Below are 17062 nucleotides of genomic sequence, written 5' to 3' on the forward strand. Positions count from 1 at the left end.
GATTGTAGCGCCGCTTTCGATGAAAAGGGTTCGCGTCCGTGGTCTCCGACGGGTGATCAGATGGTGCTGATCCGTCGCACGAGGGCGATCAGGTGATGCTAATCCGTCGCACGAATTCGAGCGCGGAGAGTTCGTTGAGCAAGTCGCCCGGGAGCGGATCGTCGGTCACGACGTACAGTTTCGGCTCGTCGGTGAACTCGGGATCCTCGCTGATCGTCTGTCGGATGGAGATGCCGCGCTCGGCGAGCCGAGACGTGACCTCGGCGACGATTCCGGGACGTTCGGCGTCGTTGGGTTCGATCGTTAGGACCGAGAGGTCCAGAACGGGCGCGAGATCCATCAGGCTCGGGATCGACGAGATGTTCTGGAAGATCCGTCTGAGCTCTTCGTCTTCGAGGATCGCCGTGGTCGTCGAGTCGACGACGCGACGGTCGACGTCGATCTCGCGGGCGATTCCGGTGTTCGGAATCTCGATGCCGCCGGAGACGACTCGGCCGTCGTCGTTGACGGAGAATCCGCGTTCGAGGAGCAGGCGGATGACCGCCTGTTGGCTCGGGCTCCCCTCGAACTTCTGCATAATCTCGTCGAACATCCGTCAGCAACGTCCACGGCCAATGCTATTATTGTAGCGTTTGCAGCGGCGTCGTGTTCGAATCCGTTAGATCGTGAACCGGACTCGGATTCAGTTGTCGAATCGGGCCTGCACGAACGGCTGGGCGTTCTCGATATCGCCGAGCCGGGAGTCCGAAAGGAGGACCGCCTCGGTTTCGTCGAGGGGTACCGAAAGCGAGATCTCTTTCGTGCGGCCGTAGCGGCCCTTCGAGACGACGACGGCGTTGACGATCCCGAGCATATCTAGTTCGGAGATGAGGTCGGTGACGCGCCGCTGCGTGAGGACGTCGGCGTCGATCTCCTCGCAGAGGCGCTTGTAGATGTTGAACACTTCTCCGGTGTTGACGTTGTGGACGCCGTTCTTTTCGAGGAGAATCGTCGAGAACAGGACGATCTTCGATTGGGTCGGGAGCGTCCGAACGACCTCGACGACCCGGTCCAGTTCGATCTTGTCTTGGGCCTGTCGGACGTGCGCCTCTTCGACGGTATCGGCCTGTCCGCGCTCGGCGAGCTCGCCCGCCGTTCGGAGGAGATCGAGTGCGCGCCGGGCGTCGCCGTGTTCCTGCGCGGCGAAGGCCGCACACAGCGGGATCACGTCGTCGGTGAGCGCCTCGTGTTTGAACGCCACGTTCGCGCGGTGCTGGAGGATATCTCGGAGTTGGTTGGCGTCATACGGCGGGAAGACTATCTCCTCCTCGCCGAGGCTGGATTTGACCCGCGGATCGAGGAAATCGGTGAACTTCAGATCGTTCGAGATGCCCATAATCGAGATCCGCGAGTTTTCCAGTTCGGAGTTCATCCGCGAGAGGTTATACAGCGTGTCGTCCCCGGATTTCTCGACGAGTTTGTCGATCTCGTCGAGCATAATGACGACGACGCGCTCCTCGTAGTCGACGGCGTCGAAGAACGTCGAATACACGCGGTCTGTCGGCCATCCCGTCATCGGAACGGGCTCCATCTCGTCGCGGTCGGATTCGAGCTCTTCGATCCGCGCTGTGATCGCTTCTCTCGTCTCGTAGGCCGACTCTTCGAGGACAGCTGAGTCGGAGTCCACGCGCGAGCGGAGGTCGGTCAGCTCGTCGAGTGTAGACTCGATCAGCGCTTGGTTCTTCTCGATGAACTTGTTCGCCAACTGCGCGAGCACGCGGTACTGCGTGTCGGTGACTTCGCAGTTGATGTACTCGACCTCGCAGGGGACGTCGTACTTTTTCGAGGTGGATTCGAGCTCTTGGCTGACGAACTTCGCGCTCGCCGTCTTTCCGGTCCCGGTCTTGCCGTAAATAAGGATATTCGAGGGCGTTTCACCTCGGAGTGCGGAGACCAGAATCGTCGCCATCTGGTTGATCTGTTCGGTCCGATGCGGGAGTTCGTGCGGGGTGTACGACGGCCGGAGGACTTCCTTGTTCTCGAAGATCGGCTCGCCCGAGAGCAGGTCGTCGAACAGTCCCTGACTGTCGTCGTCGTCGAGAACGACTTCGTCGAGACTGACGTCGGTGTCGTCAGAAGCCGAACCAGTGCGCGTCGAATCGTCGGGGCCGATGCTCTCTTTGATATCGATGTCCTCGGGAGTGACCGGACGGTCTATCGATTCGGTGTCCTCTTGCTTCTGTGTCTCGTTTATGTCTTCGTGACTCTGTTCCCCGTCCGCGTCTGGCGTAGTCGCGGTCGTGGCAGGAGACTCGTTTCCGGAAGGCGAGGTGTCATCCCAAGACGGGGAATCAGATCCACTCACGGCCACGTTTCCACTCGAAACAGAGGGGTCTTCGCTCGGGTCCGTATCGGACCGCTCGACGGAAGCGACGTCGCGCTGGGAACGGTTCGATGACGACTCGGCTTCCACATTCGAGGCTGGCCCGTTTTCACTGTTCGATGCCGAGTCAGATTCGGCCCTCGATTCCGAATGAGCAACGGTGGATTGACCGTCGTCGAGAGAGACGTCATCTACCGGGACACTACCATCACGATCATCGCTTCGGAGCACGTCTTCACTGCGGTCGTCTCGCTCCGAGGACGGCGTTTCAGCCCCGGTTAATCCCTCATTACCCGCGTGCTCGGCTGTGTCAGTCGGCCCCTCGTCGTCGCCGGACTGTTGGTTTTTTTCCATTCGTGTACCCCCTTATTTCGACTGGAAATCACGCCCCGCAAAGCCGGTAGATCGGAGAAGGCGCGGGAGAAAAACGAATTCAGCCGTTTCTCTTTCCTCGACGTGTCCAGTTGATGCAGACGAAGCAAAGGACCACCCACTACAAAAAACTTGTCTCTTTCTTGTTGACTTTAACCAATGAACTCAGACCGTCGACCACCTACCGTAGGTGCGTCCTACCGAACCCGATCTCGGGACCGTCTCGGTCCGACCGCCGCCGGACTTCTGCCGAGCTTTCTCGGTGGATATGGATTTGTCGGGAACCGTCAATGCTCGCGATCGCGAAGGTTGGATTCATCCCGCTTCTCTCGTACCCGCGTCTCTGTTGGCCTGTTCTGATCGTCTTTGCCCTTGCCCCCCACCCCTTCATTTCAGGTGGAACCAACCGAGAGGCCGTCCGCCCTCGGATACACCAATAATAACATCACTAAAATTAAATAACTATATGGTCTAAATTAATTCTTTGTCTGCAGTACGGGTCCGTTTCAAATCAGTAGATAATAAATCTACCGCTTTGGGGAGGCCCTCCACGCTGGCCCCCCACCACTGTATTCGCGTTCCACCCGAAACGAAGGGGTGGGGGGGGGCGGCCGACCTTTGTCGATGACGAGATCCCGCTGCCGACGGGACTGAATCTTGCCCGATAAGTCGGTACCTCATCCACCGAGTGGGCGACATCGACTAGCCCACCGTCAAATTCACAGTCGACTGTGAACGAGCTCCCGTCCGCGACAACGACCCGTTCTATTCGCCCGTCTACGGGTCTCCAGCCCGTTAGCCCCTCCCTACCCACCTGTACACGGTCATTCCGTCTGACGCAGTGTTTAAGTGAACACGGGAATGTGGTACCTCCATACGCCCCTCCACGACCCGGTATCGGGAGGCGCGGGAGGCCAGGATGGGACTGTTCACAGACCTCAGAGACAGCATCTCACGGGCCGTCGACCGGATGTTCTCGGACGCCGAGCCGAAGCGGATCGGCATCTACGGACCGCCGAACGCCGGGAAGACGACCCTCGCAAATCGAATCGCACGTGATTGGACGGGTGACGCCGTCGGCCCCGAGAGCCACATCCCGCACGAAACGCGACGCGCACGCAGAAAGGAGAACGTCGAGATCGAGCGGAACGGAAAGAGCGTCAGCATCGACATCGTCGACACCCCCGGTGTCACGACGAAGGTCGATTACAAGGAGTTCCTCGAACACGATATGGAGAAAGACGACGCGGTCCGCCGCTCTCGCGAAGCGACGGAGGGCGTCGCCGAGGCGATGCACTGGCTCCGCGAGGACGTCGACGGCGTGATTTACGTGCTCGACAGCACCGAGGACCCGTTCACGCAGGTCAACACGATGCTGATCGGAATCATCGAGAGCCAAGACCTCCCCGTGCTCATCTTCGCGAACAAGACTGACTTGGACGACTCGAACGTCCAGCGCATCTCGAACGCGTTCCCACAGCACGAGACGGTTCCGCTCTCGGCGCTCGAAGGGAACAATATGGAGGAAGTGTACGGGAAGATCGCGGAGTACTTCGGGTGACCACGATGCCGGAAGCGACACCCGGAGATTCCAGAAACGGCGTTCAGATCGACCTGATCAGCGGAGCGCGGATGGAGGGGCTCACGAGTATGGAGAAGATCCGACTCATCCTCGACGGCGTCCGCGATGGGAACATCGTCGTCCTCGAAGAGGGGCTCGCGCCCGACGAGGAGTCGAAGCTCATCGAGGTCACGATGACCGAGATCAGTCCCGACGAGTTCAACGGCATCGAGATCGAGACGTACCCCCAGACCGGCGGCGGGAGCCGAGGGATCCTCGGCCGGATTATGGGCAAAGAGTCGACGAAGAAACTCACCGTCATCGGTCCCGCGAACCAGATCGAGACACTGCACAAAGACGAGAACCTCATCAGCGCGCTCGTTTCCAGAAAGTAATGACTCCGAACGCACCCCGTCGTCGGCGACGCGAACCCTCTCGATAACCCAACACGATGCCTCACGAATGCACAAACTGCGGGCGAGTGTTCGACGACGGGTCCAAAGAGATGCTGTCGGGCTGTCCGAACTGCGGCGGAAACAAGTTCCAGTTCCGACCGTCGACGTCGACTGACCCGGACGAGAGCGCCTCGGCGGACCCGGATCCTCGGTCGAATCAGAAGCCCCAGTCGGATCGAAAACCTCGATCGGATCAGAACCCTCAGTCGGATCGAAAGCCCCGATCGGAACCGGACTTGGACGGTCCCGCGGGTTCCGACCAGTCACCGTCGACTCCCGATTCCGCGCCACGCACGGACGCGAATACGCCGCCCACGACGCCGCGAGACGGCGACAAATCGGACCGTCCGCGCCTGTCTCGCTCGTCGAAATCGTGGCCGGGCCAAGACGAGGACTCCCAGCCTGCGGACCGATCGCCGGAACCCACGCCTGAATCGCGGCCCGATCCGGACGCGGAGCGAACCGACGCCGAGACCGATACTGACGGGACGGCGCTGTCGGCCGACGACTCCGCAGAGGACACGGCACAGGCGAGCGCCCGGAGCGACGTCGTGTCGCCCGACGAACTCGCGGCGGCGAGTCGGACGAGCTCGACGACGGACGAACCCGCTGATGCGTCTCCCTCTCCGAACGAGAGCGACGGACGCGTCATCGAACCATCGAGCGACGAACGCCCCGACCTCGACGACCTCCGCGCGGAACTCAACCAGCAGTTCGAGAGCATTCGAATCGTCGCACCCGGCGAGTACGAACTCAATCTGATGGAGCTGTACGACCGCACGGAGTACATCATCTCGCTGCAGGAAGACGGCCGCTACGTCATCGAAGTCCCGGACACGTGGGATACAACTCCCGACAGCTCGTCGGACTCGTAGCGATCTCGGCGCGACGGACGTACGTGACGCGTTTTCGACGCCGTTCGCGGGAACCGCTCGGCCGTATTGAAGCTTTTATGCGCTCTGCCCGAGACGGCCACAGTATGAGTCAAGCGACCAAGATCGTCCTCGGTACCGTGGGTGTGTCGGCCGTTCTCGCCATCGCGATCCTCTTCGCGCTCGCGTTCGGCTGACGCCTATAGTAGGATTTGTAAGTCTTCACTCACGCGATCGCACGCATCGTGCGATCGGCCGAGTAATCAGTTGCAAATCCTACTATATGCTACGCTCGACCGTGAGACGCACGTCGATCTCTCGATCGCTCCGCTGAAACCGTCTCGCCTCCAACGATGAGTATGTTCGAGAGACGCGACCTTTCTGCGGACGTCGACGCAGTGCGCGAAACCCACGCGCCCGAGGCGATCGTATTGAACGTCGCGACCGACTTCGAGACGGTTCCGTCGGCGGCGGCGGAGGATCTCGGTCTGCTCGTCGACGAACTCGATCCGGCGACGTACCCCCGCGAGTGGCTTCCGGACGACGCCCCCAGTGAACTCTACGCGTACGCGGGTCCGGATTTCACCGTAGGGATGCCCGGCGACGGGACCGTCGCGTGGACGCGGCAGACGATCCCGCCGACGGTTCTCGTCAAAAAGCGCGCGGAGGGGACGCCGGCCGATTTCCTCGAATTTCTCCTCGCGGAAGCGTTCGTCCAACTCGGCACCGACGCGCCCGAGCATTTCCTGCCGTTCTTCCGGGAGACGTATCGCGACCTCGATGCCGCCGTCCCGCTCGGCCCGGCCGACGTCTACCAGATCGCTGCTGCCCTCTACGACGCGTGGCTCGGCCTCCAGACGAGAGCGACGTTCGTCGCTTGGGAAGACACCCATCCGGACCTCTACGACGCGTGGGACGATGCCGGAGACAGATTGGAGGGCCGACTCGCGACGCTCCCACGGTCGGTCGCCCGCGGTCAGACGTCGTTCGCGGAGGCGACCGAGTACGCCTGCTCGGCGGTCAAACACGGGCTGGATCTCCCCGCGCCGTTCGCCGCGCTCGACACGCAGGCGTTCGTGGAGTACGGCGCGGAGTACGGGGTCAAGTGGGCGTCGAAGACGTTCGAGAAACTGGAAGGCGGCGAGGAGTGAGGTCCGCGCCGGTGTGAGCCGTGCGGTCGACCGGATAACGCCCGTCGCTCAGAATTCGGTTTCGACGTGGCCGTCGACGTCGAGTTCGACGACGGCGTCGAAGAGGTCGCGGAACCGCTCTATCGTCTCCTCGTCGTGGACCTCGTTCGAGAGGTGGAACAGCCCGACGGCGTCGTGTTCGTCGAGGAGGTCGAGCAGTCGTTTGCTCGCCTCGTACGCGCCGTCGACGTCGGCGTAGTACGCCATCTCCGTCACCGAATCGACGCTCACTCGGAGCTTTCCGTCGTGGGATTGTAAGAACTCCCGCGTCTGCGAGACGATCCCGTCGAGGTCGTCCGGGGCCGAAACGTAGTGGACGCGGTCCGTCCGGCGTCGAGTGTACCCCCGTTCGACGGAGAGCGTGTCGAGGACGACCGCCTTCGATTCGTCGACGTCGTAGTGTTCGAGTTTCTGTTCGACCTCGCGGGCGGTCGTCCGCGTCGAGATGACCAAGAAATGATCCGTGTCCGTCTTCAGAAAGTCGGTGTCGATCCGATCCGTTTCGCCGATACTCGGGTGTAAAAGGAGGATTCCTGTCCCGCCGGGGATCGAATCCGGTGCGTTGTCGATCGCGAGCGCGTAATCCATATCCGTAGGTGCGCCCCCGCGGACTTAACCGTGCGGGAGACACTCGCGGGATCTCACGCCGGGCGATTCGGACGACGCGTCCGACACGTACGCGTCAATACAGCGAGTCCGCGGTCGCCGCGCCGATGACGCTGAACACCGCGCCGATACTGATCGCCTTCAGCGTCGATCCGACCAGATATGGATCGATGCCGATTCCGGCGACCCCGACTCGCGCCGCCTCTGACGTGCCGATGAACGTCCCCGGCGCGTCGAACGCGATCGCGAGGATGATCACCGACAGGTACGAGACGGCGATGAGTGAGATGAAGCGGAGGGGAACGCCGCCGACCTCCGTCTCTCGATCCGGGTTTCTGTCGTCGGCCTTATACAGCGCCCCGTAGCCGATTGCGAGGACGATAATCACCGTGAGAAGCGCCTGAGCCGGCCCCATACTCTGTGCGAGCACCCACACCTCCTCGGTGACGACGAACGGCCCGGCCAACAGGAACCCGCCGACGATCTGTTGGACGGTGTCCGCGAGGGCGAAGCGGCGACGACGACCGACCATACGCGATCAACGGCACCGATTTGTAAATAAACCCCGTCTCGTGCCGCTCCTCCCGTTTGTCCTCTCTCGTCCCCGACCCGCACCAGACTTCTCGACCCGAAACGGATTCCCCGACCCGCACCAGACCCCTCGACCCGAAACGGCCCTCCCGGTCACCGGGCTGCGATCCCAACGGTTCTTGTCCCGTCCGGACGACGCGTCTGTATGAGCGTGAGAGCCGAGTTCGACGCGTGGGCGACGGACGGACGCGACAAGGGAATGGAAGACCGCCACTGGCACACCGCCAAGCACGCGCTCGCGCGAATGCCGGTCGAGTCCGGCGACACGGTCCTCGATCTCGGATGCGGGAGCGGCTACGCCGGACGCGCTCTCTCCGACACCAAGAATGCGGGACGCGTCTACGGCTTGGACGGGTCGCCCGCGATGGCGAAAAACGCCCGGTCCTACACCGACGCCCCGAACGTGGGCTACGTCGTCGGCGACTTCGACGACCTTCCCTTCGCCGACGACACCGTCGACCACGTCTGGAGTATGGAGGCCTTCTACTACGCGACGGACCCGGAACACACGCTCGAAGAGATCGAACGGATCCTCCGCCCCGGCGGCACGTTCTACTGTGCGGTCAACTACTACGAAGAGAACGTCCACTCCCACGAGTGGCAAGAGCGGATCGACGTCGAGATGACGCGCTGGTCAGCCGAGGAGTACCGAGCGGCGTTCCGTGAAGCCGGACTCTACGTCGCAGAACAGGATTCGATCCCGGACCACGAGATCGAGATTCCGGCGGTGGAGGCCTTCCCGACCGAGGACTGGGAGTCTCGGGAGGCGATGGTCGAGCGCTATCGGACCTACGGAACGCTTCTCACGGTCGGCGTCGCTCCCTGACCTCGACGACGTGCGCCTCGCGGGCGTCGAAACCGACCCGCACCGCTCCCGAGAGCGTGTCGTCCGCGCGCACTGTCAACTCCCGACTGTTCCACCGTAAGTGCAGCCGCGTCGAATCGCCGAGGAACTCGGATCCGGATACGGTCGTACCGAGGACGTTCGACACCGCCGTCGAGTCGCCTTCGGATCGACGGCGCTCCTCCCGGCCGTCGCCACCGTGAATCTGCATCTGTTCGGGTCGAACGCAGAACACGACGCGTTCTCCCTCAGAGACCGGCACCGACGTCTCGATGTGGAGATCGCTGCCGTCGACGTCGACCGTGAGGTGCTGTGATGGTCGAAACTCCGAATCTGGTCCACTACTGTCTTCGCCCTCGTCTCCCCGATCGAACCCTTCCGTTTCAACTGGAGATTCGCCGGATTGAGACGCCGAACGAGGGCGTTTTTCCGCGCTCCGGTCTCTGACGTCGACGACCGTTCCCTCGAAGACGTTGTTCTCGCCGACGAACTCCGCGACGAAGCGGGTCTCCGGACGGCGGTAGACCGCCTGCGGCGTCCCGATCTGTTCGATCCGACCGTCGTTCATCACGGCGACCCGATCGGAGATCGCGAGCGCCTCCTCCTGATCGTGGGTCACGTACAGAGTGGTGATTCCGAGGGTCGATTGGATCTCTTTGATCTGCACCCGAAGCCGCTCTCGGAGGCGGGCGTCGAGCGCGCTCATCGGCTCGTCGAGGAGCAGGAGGTCGGGGCCGGGGGCGAGCGCCCGTGCGAGCGCGATCCGCTGCTGTTGGCCGCCGGAGAGTTCGGTCGGGTCTCTGTCTCCCGCGCCCGGCAGGTCGACGAGGTCGAGCAGCGACGCCACGCGCTCGTCGCGAGTCGTCCCGTCGGGCGGATCCGCGAACCGGAGCCCGTAGGCGACGTTCTCCGCGACCGAGAGGTGCGGAAAGAGCGCGTAGTTCTGGAAGACGACGCCGACGTCTCTGTCCTCCGGCGGCACGCCGCGCATCTCCGTTCCGTCGAACCGAATCGTCCCCGACGTCGGCGAGTCGAACCCGGCGACCAGTCGGAGCGTCGTGGTCTTGCCGCAGCCCGACGGGCCGACGAGCGTGAAGAACTCGCCGTTGTCGACCTCGAAGCTGACGCCCTCGTCGACCTCGGGGTTGGCGCTCTCGTCGACGGTGAGCGGACCCGCTTCGTCCCGTCGTTCTCCGAGCGCGACGGTTTCACCGTACTCCTTTCGCACGTCTTCCAGTGTCAATCTCATGTTCAGAACCCTCCTCGCCCGCCGTACCGACCGCCGAACCGCTCGATGATCACGAAGCTCAGGCTGGTGACCGCGAGCAGGACACAGCCCATCGCCGTCGCCGGACCGAGTCGTCTCCCCAGATACCGTTCGACTGCAACGGGCATCGTGTAGCTCGTCGATCCCTCCGCGAGGACGACCGTCGAGTCGAACTCGCCGATCGAGATGGCGAAGGCGAACGCCGCGCCCGCGACGACGCCGGCGGCGACGAGCGGTAACTCGATGTCGACGAGCGCTCGCACCCGAGTCGCGCCGAGGCTCCGCGCGGATTCGACCAGCCGCGGATCGAGGTTCCCGAGCAGCGGCGCGACGTTGCGCGTCACGAACGGGTACGCGCCGACCGCGTGCGCGGCGACGACGGCGATCGCCCCGGTCACTTGGATTCGGGTGCCGAACGCCTCGGCGCCGAAGACGAGCCCGCGAAGCAGGCCGAGGCCGACGACGATCCCCGAGACGGCGAACGGGGCCATCGCGAGCGCGTCGATCGCGGCGCGCCCGCGGAAGTTCCGCGTCGTCAACACGGCCATCACGACCCCCATCGGGACGGCGACGAGAAGCGTCCCCACCCCGAACCGCAGCGAGTTCGCGATCGCCGGGAGCGGCCGAACCTGATACGACGCGCCGGTCTGCTGCCGTTCGAGGAGGAACAGGTAGTGATCCAGCGTCAGTCCGCCCTGCGGCCCCGTCAGGCTCGTGAGTACCATCGACGCGATCGGGCCGACGAACACCGCGAGCACGACGAGGCCGTAACCGGCGATCGCGAGCCGCGTCGCCGTCGCCTTCGCGCTCCACGAGCCGGGCCACAGCGACTTCCGCGGCTGCGGTCGCGCGCCCTGTCCAGACCCGCGCTTGCTGCCTTCATAGCGGAGGTACCAGTACGTCAGCCCGAGCGAAATCGCGGTCTCGACGACCGCGAGGGCGGCCGCCTCGGCGTACGCGAGGTTCTGGATCCGCGAGTAGATGAACACCTCGACGGTCGCGAGTTGGAAGCCGCCGAGCGCGAGCACGATCGGGAACGACGCGAACGTGAAGACGAACGTCAGCGTCGCGCCGACCGCGACGGCCGGGAGCAACTGCGGAAGGACCACGTCGCGAAACGCCCACGTCGGCGACGCGCCGAGGCTACGAGCCGTCTCGATCGCGGAGGCGTCGACGCTCTCCCACGCCGCGGTCGTCACCCGCGCGACGAGCGGCGCGTTGTAGAAGGCGTGCGCGATCACGATCGCCTCGAGGGTGAAAAGCAGTTCCACCGGCGGCAGACCGAGTGCGCCCAAGACTCCGTTGAGCGTCCCGTTCCGGCCGAACGTCGCGACGAACCCGATCGCGACCATGATCGAGGGCATCACGAACGGGAGGATCGTCAGCGAGCGTAGCGTCTCTCGCCCCCGGAACTCGAACCGCGAGAGGATCCACGCGCCGGGCAGTCCCAAGGCGACGGACGCGACCGTCGACAAGAGCGCCTGATACGCCGTGAACCCGAAGATGTCCACGAGGTAAAACCGCGAGGTGAGAACCGAAACGAGCGGTTCGACCGTCGGTCGCCCGTCGACGAACACCGCGTCGACGAACACGGTCGCGACCGGGTAATAGAACACGACGACGAGGACGAGCGCGGTCGCTGCGGCTCCGAGCATAAGCGCTCGGGCTTCGAGCCACCGACGCAGGATCGACACCGCGGAACGGACTGCGGGGAGAGTGCCGTGTCGGGTCGACCCGCCGTCTGATAGTGGTGGCTTCACAGTCCCGGAGTCGCCGTCGCGTCCATCACTCGGTGACAACTCGTCGTGGCGGTCGCTTGCCGGCGAGTCATCGCTTTCTCCTTCGCTCGCTGATGAATTACCGCTCCCGCCGTCACTTGCTGGCGAACTGCCGTTCCCACGCCTGCGTCCACTCACTCACGTTGTCTCGAAGTTCGTCGTACGTGAAAGTGACTGCTTCAGGCGGTGCTTGGGCGTACTCGGCGAACTCCTCGGGCAACTCCGCCGTCGTCGTCGCCGGGAAGGCGACGTTCCGCTGGGCGATCTCACCCTGCACGTCGGGCCGCAGCATAAACTCGAAGAAGTCGCGCGCCAGTTCCGGCTCGTCGGTCCCCTCGAAGATCGACATCCCCTCGGGGTAGGCGTAGCCCTGATCGTTCAGGAACCGGATCTGGTGCTTCGCGAGGTCTTCGCCCGACTGGCTGGCGTACACTTGGTCCGTCGAGTAGGAGACGACCATCGGGGCCTCCTCGTTCTCGTAGGCCGTGTACGACGTCGACCAATCGGAGAGCACGCGAACGTCGTTCGCCTGCAGTTCTTCCCAGTAATCGAGATACCCGTCCGGCCCCTTCGCGTCGATCGTGTGCAGCAGGAACGACTTCCCGGTCGAGCTCCCTGCCGGGTTCTGCGCGAGGAGGTCGCCCGCGTAGTCGGATTCGAGGAGGCCGTCGAACGTCTCGGGGGCGACGAAGTCGCCGCCGTCGAACGTTTCGTTGTACACGAGACTGATGTAGCTGGTGTCGTACGGGACAATTCGGCCCTCGGGGTCGAAGTTCAGGCCGTCCTTCACGTCGCCCCGCCCGGACACGTCGTCGACGGCGGTAAACAGGCCGTCGTCCAACCGCTCGTCGATCCGGATGAGCATATCCACGTTGAGGCCGACGTACACGTCCGCGTCGATGTCGGCCCCCTGGAGAGCCCGCTCGATGTAGTAGTTGATCTCGCTGTCCGGGGTCGCGAACGTGATCGTCGCGTCGAACTCCGATTCGAACGTCTCCTTGAGCCACGGACCGGGACTTGTCGAGGGCGCGTCCACGAACGCGCCGTACGTCGAGACGACGAGTTCCGGGGTGCCCGGCCCGGCGGTCCCAGTCGCCGTTCCATCGGTGCTGTCGCCGTCGCCGCCCGTGGTCGGTTCTGCCGTCGATCCGTCGTCACCGCCACCGCCGCCGACGCAGCCCGCCACTCCGGCGACACCGCCGGCACCGACCGTTCGCAGGAACGTTCTCCGTTTCATTACTGAGTAATTTCACCCAGTGGTATTTAACCGTGGTGCATCGGTGTCGGGAGCGCGGACGGATCACTGCCGATGGTTCTCACGGCGGATCGGAGCAACGCTCTTGTCGCTCCGCGCCGACTCATAGGCGTGTCGCTCAATCGACGGTATGCGCTCGGTGGCGTGTTCGTCCTCGTCGGCGTCGCGACCGCAGTGCTCTTGGCGTCCGTTCTCGGCACCGTGTTCTTCGCCGTGACGGTCGCGTACCTGCTCTGGCCGGTTCGAAAGGGCCTCGTCTCGCGCGGACTGTCTCGACGCCTCGCGAGTGGTGGAGCGACGGCTGGAGCGTTCGTGATGACGCTCCTGATTTTCGTCCCGCTCGCCGTCGTCGCCTATCTCCGGTTCGATTCCTTCGTCGCCCTGCTTGAGTTGCTCCCCGAGACGCTCGAATTCGCCGCCTTCGGATTCGAGTATTCGATCACGCTCGAATCGCTCACCGCACTGTTGGTGACGATCGTCGAGCAAGCGGCCAGACGCGCTGCGACCACCGCGCCCGTCCTCCTCGTGAAGGCGACGCTCTTCGTCTTTCTGGTCTACTCGCTGCTCTTCTACGGCGAGGACGCCCAGCGCGCCGTCATCGCGCTCGTTCCATCCGGATACCGCGACGCCGCAGTGGCCCTGAACCGCCGCGCCCGCGAGACGCTCTTCGCGATCTACGTCCTGCAGGCGGCCACCGCCCTCGGGACGTTCGTCCTCGCGCTGCCGGTGTTCTACGCGCTCGGCTACGACGCGGTGGTGACGCTGTCGACGGTCGCCGCAGTGTTGCAGTTCATCCCGATTCTCGGACCGAGCGTCCTTTTGGCGGGACTCGCGGCCTATCACGTCGCGGTCGGCGAACTCGTCCGCGCCGCGCTCGTCTTCCTCGTCGGCGGCTTCGTTATCGCGCTCCTGCCCGACATCCTCGTTCGACCGCGACTCGCCCGCGAGACGGCCGACATCCCGGGCAGCCTCTACTTCGTCGGATTCTTCGGCGGCGTGCTCACGCTCGGGCCGATCGGGATCGTCGCCGGACCACTCGTAGTCGGCCTGTTCGTCGAGTCCGCCGCGCTGCTGTCGGCGGAGCTGAACCACTCGAATCTGTCGCCCGCTGACGTCGCTGACGACGGTGATGATGATTCGGCGGCGGCTGACGACTCCGGCGCTCTCCCCGACGACTCCGAGAGCGCCGGGGGTGCTGACCGCGATGAAGCGGACACCGGAGACAGTTCCTAGTCACTCGTACTCGCTGCCGACGACCTCGCGGATCCGCTCGGCGGTCACTTTCCCGATCCCGCTGACCTCGCGGAGGTCGTCCTCGCGCGCGGTCATCACGCCCTCGACGGTTCCGAACTCCTGCAGGAGGGACTGGGCGGTGACGGGACCGATGTCCGCGATCGAGGAGACGACGTACTCCTGCTGTTCGGCGAGCGTCTTCGCGCTCTTCTCGCCGTGGACGCTCACGGCCCGATCGCGTTCGGTCTGCTCGCGCTCGGCGATCGTGAGCAGTAGTTCTGCGGTGTCGTCGGCGTCGCGCGTCTGTAGGACGCTCACGTCGAAGTCGACCGCCAGCGACGCGAGCGCCCCTCGAATCGCGCCGGGGTGGACGTTCCGCTCCTCGTAGAGCCCCTCCCCCTCGACGATCAACACCGGGCGGGCGTACGCCCGGGCGAGGTCGCCGATCTGCTCGAAGATCGACCGGTCGTCGCCAAGCAGCGTGTCGAGGAAGTCCGCGACCGACTTCCGCTCGACGGCGACGCGGTCCGAGAGGACGTAATCGCCGACGGCCAGCGTTTCGAGCCGCGTTCGGACGCCATCGCGCTTCGAGAGGTCCTTCGCGATCGAGGCGTCGAGTTCGCGCTGGTCGACGACGATTTCGGTCGCTTCGTCATCCTGCGTTCCGGCGGTGGCGACGACTCCCTTCTCGCCGTCTTCATCCGCGTCCGCCGTCGCGCCACTGGTCTCTCCGTCCTCGTCGTCGCCGTCGTTCGCTTTCTCACCGCTGTCCTCGGCGTGCGCGCGCTCGATCTCCTCGTCGGTCGGCCCGAAGTCGGTGAGCCCCGCCTGCCCGTTCGTCGCCGGTGCGTCGCTTTCGGCGCGTTCCGCGGACGTCGAGCTCGCGGCCTCGCCGACCTTGTCGGATTCGTCGCTGCCGACGCGGGCAGCGTCGCTTTCGTCGTCCGCGACCTCGTTGCCACCGTCCGCACCTTCGCCGCCACCATCTGCACCTTCGCCGCCGTCGTCCCCGCCTTCGCCATCTTCGTACGCCGCCAACCCCCGCTGTTCGGGGTCCAATTCCGCTTCGATGTCGCCGGCGACGCTCTTCAAATCCCGAAGCTCCGACTCCATCTCTTTCTCGCGTCGCCGCGAGATCCAGAAGAACGCCTCGTCGCGGGTGTCTTCGGCGAGCAGGACCACGACGCTGCCCTCCGCCTGTCGGCCGGTCCGCCCCTTCCGTTGGATCGAGCGGATCGCGGTCGGCACGGGCTCGAAGAAGAGCACGAGGTCGACCTCGGGGACGTCCAGCCCTTCCTCGGCGACTGACGTGGAAACGAGTACCTCGAACTTCCCGTTTCGGAAGGCGTCGAGCGTCTCCTGTTGCTCCTTCTGGGTCATCCCCTCGGAGCTCTCCTTGTCGCCTTGGCCGACGAATTTGCGGACCTCGAACGACGCCGAGAGGAATTCGGTCAGCGCTTCGGCGGTGTCGCGCGACTCGGTGAAGACGATGACGCGCTCGCCGCCCTCGATCCCGAGCGTCTGTGCGAGCAGGATTCGCGCGCGGGAGAACTTCGGGTGCGTGCCGTCGAAGCTCTCCGCTAACCGCATCGCCTCTCTGACCTTCGGCTCGGCGACGAGCCGCTGGCTCGCCTTCGACGCGCCCGAGGAGCGCGCGGCGTTGCGCTGGCGCTCGAAGTAGCGCCGGACGGACTCGACGGACTGCGTCTCGACGAGCTCGACCGCCCGCCGGAGCTTCATCACCTCCGCGTGCGTCGACATCCCCTTGTAGCCGTCCGATTTGTCGGCGTCCATCAGCTCTTGGAGCTTCCCGCGCATCCGGTTCAGCTGCTTCTGAGAGATGTCGGGTTGGGTCGTGTTCGTCACGCCGAGAGACTTCAATTTCTGGAGGCGGTCTTTGATCACCTCGTTGAGCGCGTCGCGGATCTGCAGGATTTCGTCGGGCAACTGGATGCGCTCCCATTCGACGGAGGTGTCGTGGGTGTACTCGTCGACGTCGGCGTCCTCTTCTGTCATCACCTCGACCTCGCCGATCCCGAGGTTCTCGCACACTTCGAGGATCGCCTCCTTATCGCCGCCGGGAGAGGCACTCATCCCAGTCACGAGCGGTTTCTCGGCGTCGGCGTGGTAGCGCTCGGCGATGTAGACGTAGGCGTAGTCGCCGCTCGCGCGGTGACACTCGTCGAAGGTGAGGTGAGTGACCTCCGACAGCGAGATCCGCGAGCCGACGAGGTCGTTCTCGACGACCTGCGGCGTCGCGACGACGATTCGGGCCTCGTCCCACGCTTCCGCTCTATCGTCCGGCCGGATCTCGCCGGTGAAGACGACGATCTCCTCCTCGGGGATCGAAAGCGCCTCCCGGTAGAAGTCGGCGTGCTGCTGGACGAGCGGTTTCGTCGGCGCGAGAAACAGCGCCTTTCCGCCCACCTCGTGCAGCCGATCGGCCGTCACGAGCAGGCTCACGGTCGTCTTTCCCAACCCGGTCGGGAGGCAGACGAGCGTGTGCGCCGCCCGGGCCGTCCCCGCGAGTCGGACCTGGTAGAGCCGCCGTTCGATGAACCCGGGGCTCAAGAGCGGATGGTCCACGTACGCGGGGTCGTCGGTAGCCGCCATCACGCACGATTGGGCGTCACCGCTGTTAAGGGTTCGCCGACGAGAGTGAAAGTGAAATCGACG

Annotated in this window: 15 protein-coding genes; 7 read left to right on the forward strand and 8 right to left on the reverse strand. The window is 64.4% G+C overall.

The genetic code is table 11. From position 1 onward, the window contains the following. Positions 1-88 precede the first annotated feature (88 nt). Positions 89-592, reverse strand: a complete 504-nt coding sequence (gene trpY / locus U5919_RS09485) for a TrpY family transcription regulator (RefSeq protein WP_336023934.1) — start codon at positions 590-592, stop codon at positions 89-91. Between the two features lie 90 nt (positions 593-682). Further along, on the reverse strand, positions 683-2716 hold the full coding sequence (locus tag U5919_RS09490) for a Cdc6/Cdc18 family protein (protein WP_425604212.1): 2034 nt from the start codon (positions 2714-2716) through the stop codon (positions 683-685). Positions 2717-3653: 937 nt separating this feature from the next. Between U5919_RS09490 and U5919_RS09495 the strand changes: the two genes are divergently transcribed. From U5919_RS09495 to U5919_RS09510, 5 genes are all read left to right on the forward strand, one after another. Next, complete coding sequence (locus U5919_RS09495) at positions 3654-4295, forward strand: Era-like GTP-binding protein (protein WP_336023935.1); 642 nt, start codon at positions 3654-3656, stop codon at positions 4293-4295. Positions 4296-4300: 5 nt separating this feature from the next. Further along, positions 4301-4690 carry a DUF2073 domain-containing protein gene (locus U5919_RS09500; protein ID WP_336023936.1) on the forward strand — a complete coding sequence of 130 codons (390 nt, stop codon included), beginning with the start codon at positions 4301-4303 and terminating at the stop codon, positions 4688-4690. Between the two features lie 56 nt (positions 4691-4746). Then, positions 4747-5625, forward strand: a complete 879-nt coding sequence (locus U5919_RS09505; protein ID WP_336023937.1) for an OapC/ArvC family zinc-ribbon domain-containing protein — start codon at positions 4747-4749, stop codon at positions 5623-5625. Positions 5626-5729: 104 nt separating this feature from the next. After that, positions 5730-5819 (forward strand): hypothetical protein, encoded by a 90-nt coding sequence (locus U5919_RS15930; RefSeq protein WP_425604213.1) that lies wholly within the window; start codon positions 5730-5732, stop codon positions 5817-5819. Between the two features lie 162 nt (positions 5820-5981). Then, the gene (locus U5919_RS09510) at positions 5982-6773 is read left to right on the forward strand and encodes a DUF7089 family protein (protein WP_336023938.1); all 792 of its coding nucleotides are present in this window, start codon (positions 5982-5984) and stop codon (positions 6771-6773) included. Positions 6774-6821: 48 nt separating this feature from the next. Here the strand turns inward: U5919_RS09510 and U5919_RS09515 are convergent, their stop codons facing one another. Beyond that, positions 6822-7400: a DUF7090 family protein gene (locus U5919_RS09515; protein WP_336023939.1), complete on the reverse strand. Its 579-nt coding sequence runs from the start codon at positions 7398-7400 to the stop codon at positions 6822-6824. Positions 7401-7494: 94 nt separating this feature from the next. Beyond that, positions 7495-7950 carry a DUF2391 family protein gene (locus U5919_RS09520; RefSeq protein ID WP_336023941.1) on the reverse strand — a complete coding sequence of 152 codons (456 nt, stop codon included), beginning with the start codon at positions 7948-7950 and terminating at the stop codon, positions 7495-7497. Positions 7951-8154: 204 nt separating this feature from the next. Here U5919_RS09520 and U5919_RS09525 point away from each other — a divergent pair, with 204 nt between their 5' ends. Next, the gene (locus U5919_RS09525; protein ID WP_336023942.1) at positions 8155-8835 is read left to right on the forward strand and encodes a class I SAM-dependent methyltransferase; all 681 of its coding nucleotides are present in this window, start codon (positions 8155-8157) and stop codon (positions 8833-8835) included. Here U5919_RS09525 and U5919_RS09530 read toward each other — a convergent pair. From U5919_RS09530 to U5919_RS09540, 3 genes are all read right to left on the reverse strand, one after another. After that, positions 8813-10102, reverse strand: coding sequence for an ABC transporter ATP-binding protein (locus U5919_RS09530; protein WP_336023943.1), 1290 nt, complete (start codon positions 10100-10102; stop codon positions 8813-8815). The two genes, U5919_RS09525 and U5919_RS09530, sit on opposite strands and share 23 nt — an antisense overlap. 2 nt (positions 10103-10104) lie before the next feature. Beyond that, on the reverse strand, positions 10105-11775 hold the full coding sequence (locus U5919_RS09535; protein WP_336023944.1) for an ABC transporter permease: 1671 nt from the start codon (positions 11773-11775) through the stop codon (positions 10105-10107). Between the two features lie 217 nt (positions 11776-11992). After that, positions 11993-13135, reverse strand: coding sequence for a thiamine ABC transporter substrate-binding protein (locus U5919_RS09540; RefSeq protein ID WP_336023945.1), 1143 nt, complete (start codon positions 13133-13135; stop codon positions 11993-11995). A 129-nt stretch (positions 13136-13264) separates the two neighbouring features. On the opposite strand from U5919_RS09540, the gene U5919_RS09545 reads away from it, so the two are divergent. After that, positions 13265-14386, forward strand: a complete 1122-nt coding sequence (locus tag U5919_RS09545) for an AI-2E family transporter (RefSeq protein ID WP_336023947.1) — start codon at positions 13265-13267, stop codon at positions 14384-14386. Here the strand turns inward: U5919_RS09545 and U5919_RS09550 are convergent, their stop codons facing one another. Continuing rightward, positions 14387-16999, reverse strand: coding sequence for a DEAD/DEAH box helicase (locus U5919_RS09550; RefSeq protein WP_336023948.1), 2613 nt, complete (start codon positions 16997-16999; stop codon positions 14387-14389). Positions 17000-17062: the final 63 nt, after the last annotated feature.

Source organism: Halobellus sp. LT62 (assembly GCF_037031285.1).
GTDB classification, from domain to species: Archaea; Halobacteriota; Halobacteria; order Halobacteriales; family Haloferacaceae; genus Haloquadratum; species Haloquadratum salinisoli.

What these genes read in the sequence shown, in the direction of transcription:
- trpY (WP_336023934.1), bottom strand. Translation starts at nt 592, where the DNA reads ATGTTCGACGAGATTATGCAGAAGTTCGAGGGGAGCCCGAGCCAACAG.
- U5919_RS09490 (WP_425604212.1), bottom strand. Translation starts at nt 2,716, where the DNA reads ATGGAAAAAAACCAACAGTCCGGCGACGACGAGGGGCCGACTGACACA.
- U5919_RS09495 (WP_336023935.1), top strand. Translation starts at nt 3,654, where the DNA reads ATGGGACTGTTCACAGACCTCAGAGACAGCATCTCACGGGCCGTCGAC.
- U5919_RS09500 (WP_336023936.1), top strand. Translation starts at nt 4,301, where the DNA reads ATGCCGGAAGCGACACCCGGAGATTCCAGAAACGGCGTTCAGATCGAC.
- U5919_RS09505 (WP_336023937.1), top strand. Translation starts at nt 4,747, where the DNA reads ATGCCTCACGAATGCACAAACTGCGGGCGAGTGTTCGACGACGGGTCC.
- U5919_RS15930 (WP_425604213.1), top strand. Translation starts at nt 5,730, where the DNA reads ATGAGTCAAGCGACCAAGATCGTCCTCGGTACCGTGGGTGTGTCGGCC.
- U5919_RS09510 (WP_336023938.1), top strand. Translation starts at nt 5,982, where the DNA reads ATGTTCGAGAGACGCGACCTTTCTGCGGACGTCGACGCAGTGCGCGAA.
- U5919_RS09515 (WP_336023939.1), bottom strand. Translation starts at nt 7,400, where the DNA reads ATGGATTACGCGCTCGCGATCGACAACGCACCGGATTCGATCCCCGGC.
- U5919_RS09520 (WP_336023941.1), bottom strand. Translation starts at nt 7,950, where the DNA reads ATGGTCGGTCGTCGTCGCCGCTTCGCCCTCGCGGACACCGTCCAACAG.
- U5919_RS09525 (WP_336023942.1), top strand. Translation starts at nt 8,155, where the DNA reads ATGAGCGTGAGAGCCGAGTTCGACGCGTGGGCGACGGACGGACGCGAC.
- U5919_RS09530 (WP_336023943.1), bottom strand. Translation starts at nt 10,102, where the DNA reads ATGAGATTGACACTGGAAGACGTGCGAAAGGAGTACGGTGAAACCGTC.
- U5919_RS09535 (WP_336023944.1), bottom strand. Translation starts at nt 11,775, where the DNA reads ATGCTCGGAGCCGCAGCGACCGCGCTCGTCCTCGTCGTCGTGTTCTAT.
- U5919_RS09540 (WP_336023945.1), bottom strand. Translation starts at nt 13,135, where the DNA reads ATGAAACGGAGAACGTTCCTGCGAACGGTCGGTGCCGGCGGTGTCGCC.
- U5919_RS09550 (WP_336023948.1), bottom strand. Translation starts at nt 16,999, where the DNA reads ATGGCGGCTACCGACGACCCCGCGTACGTGGACCATCCGCTCTTGAGC.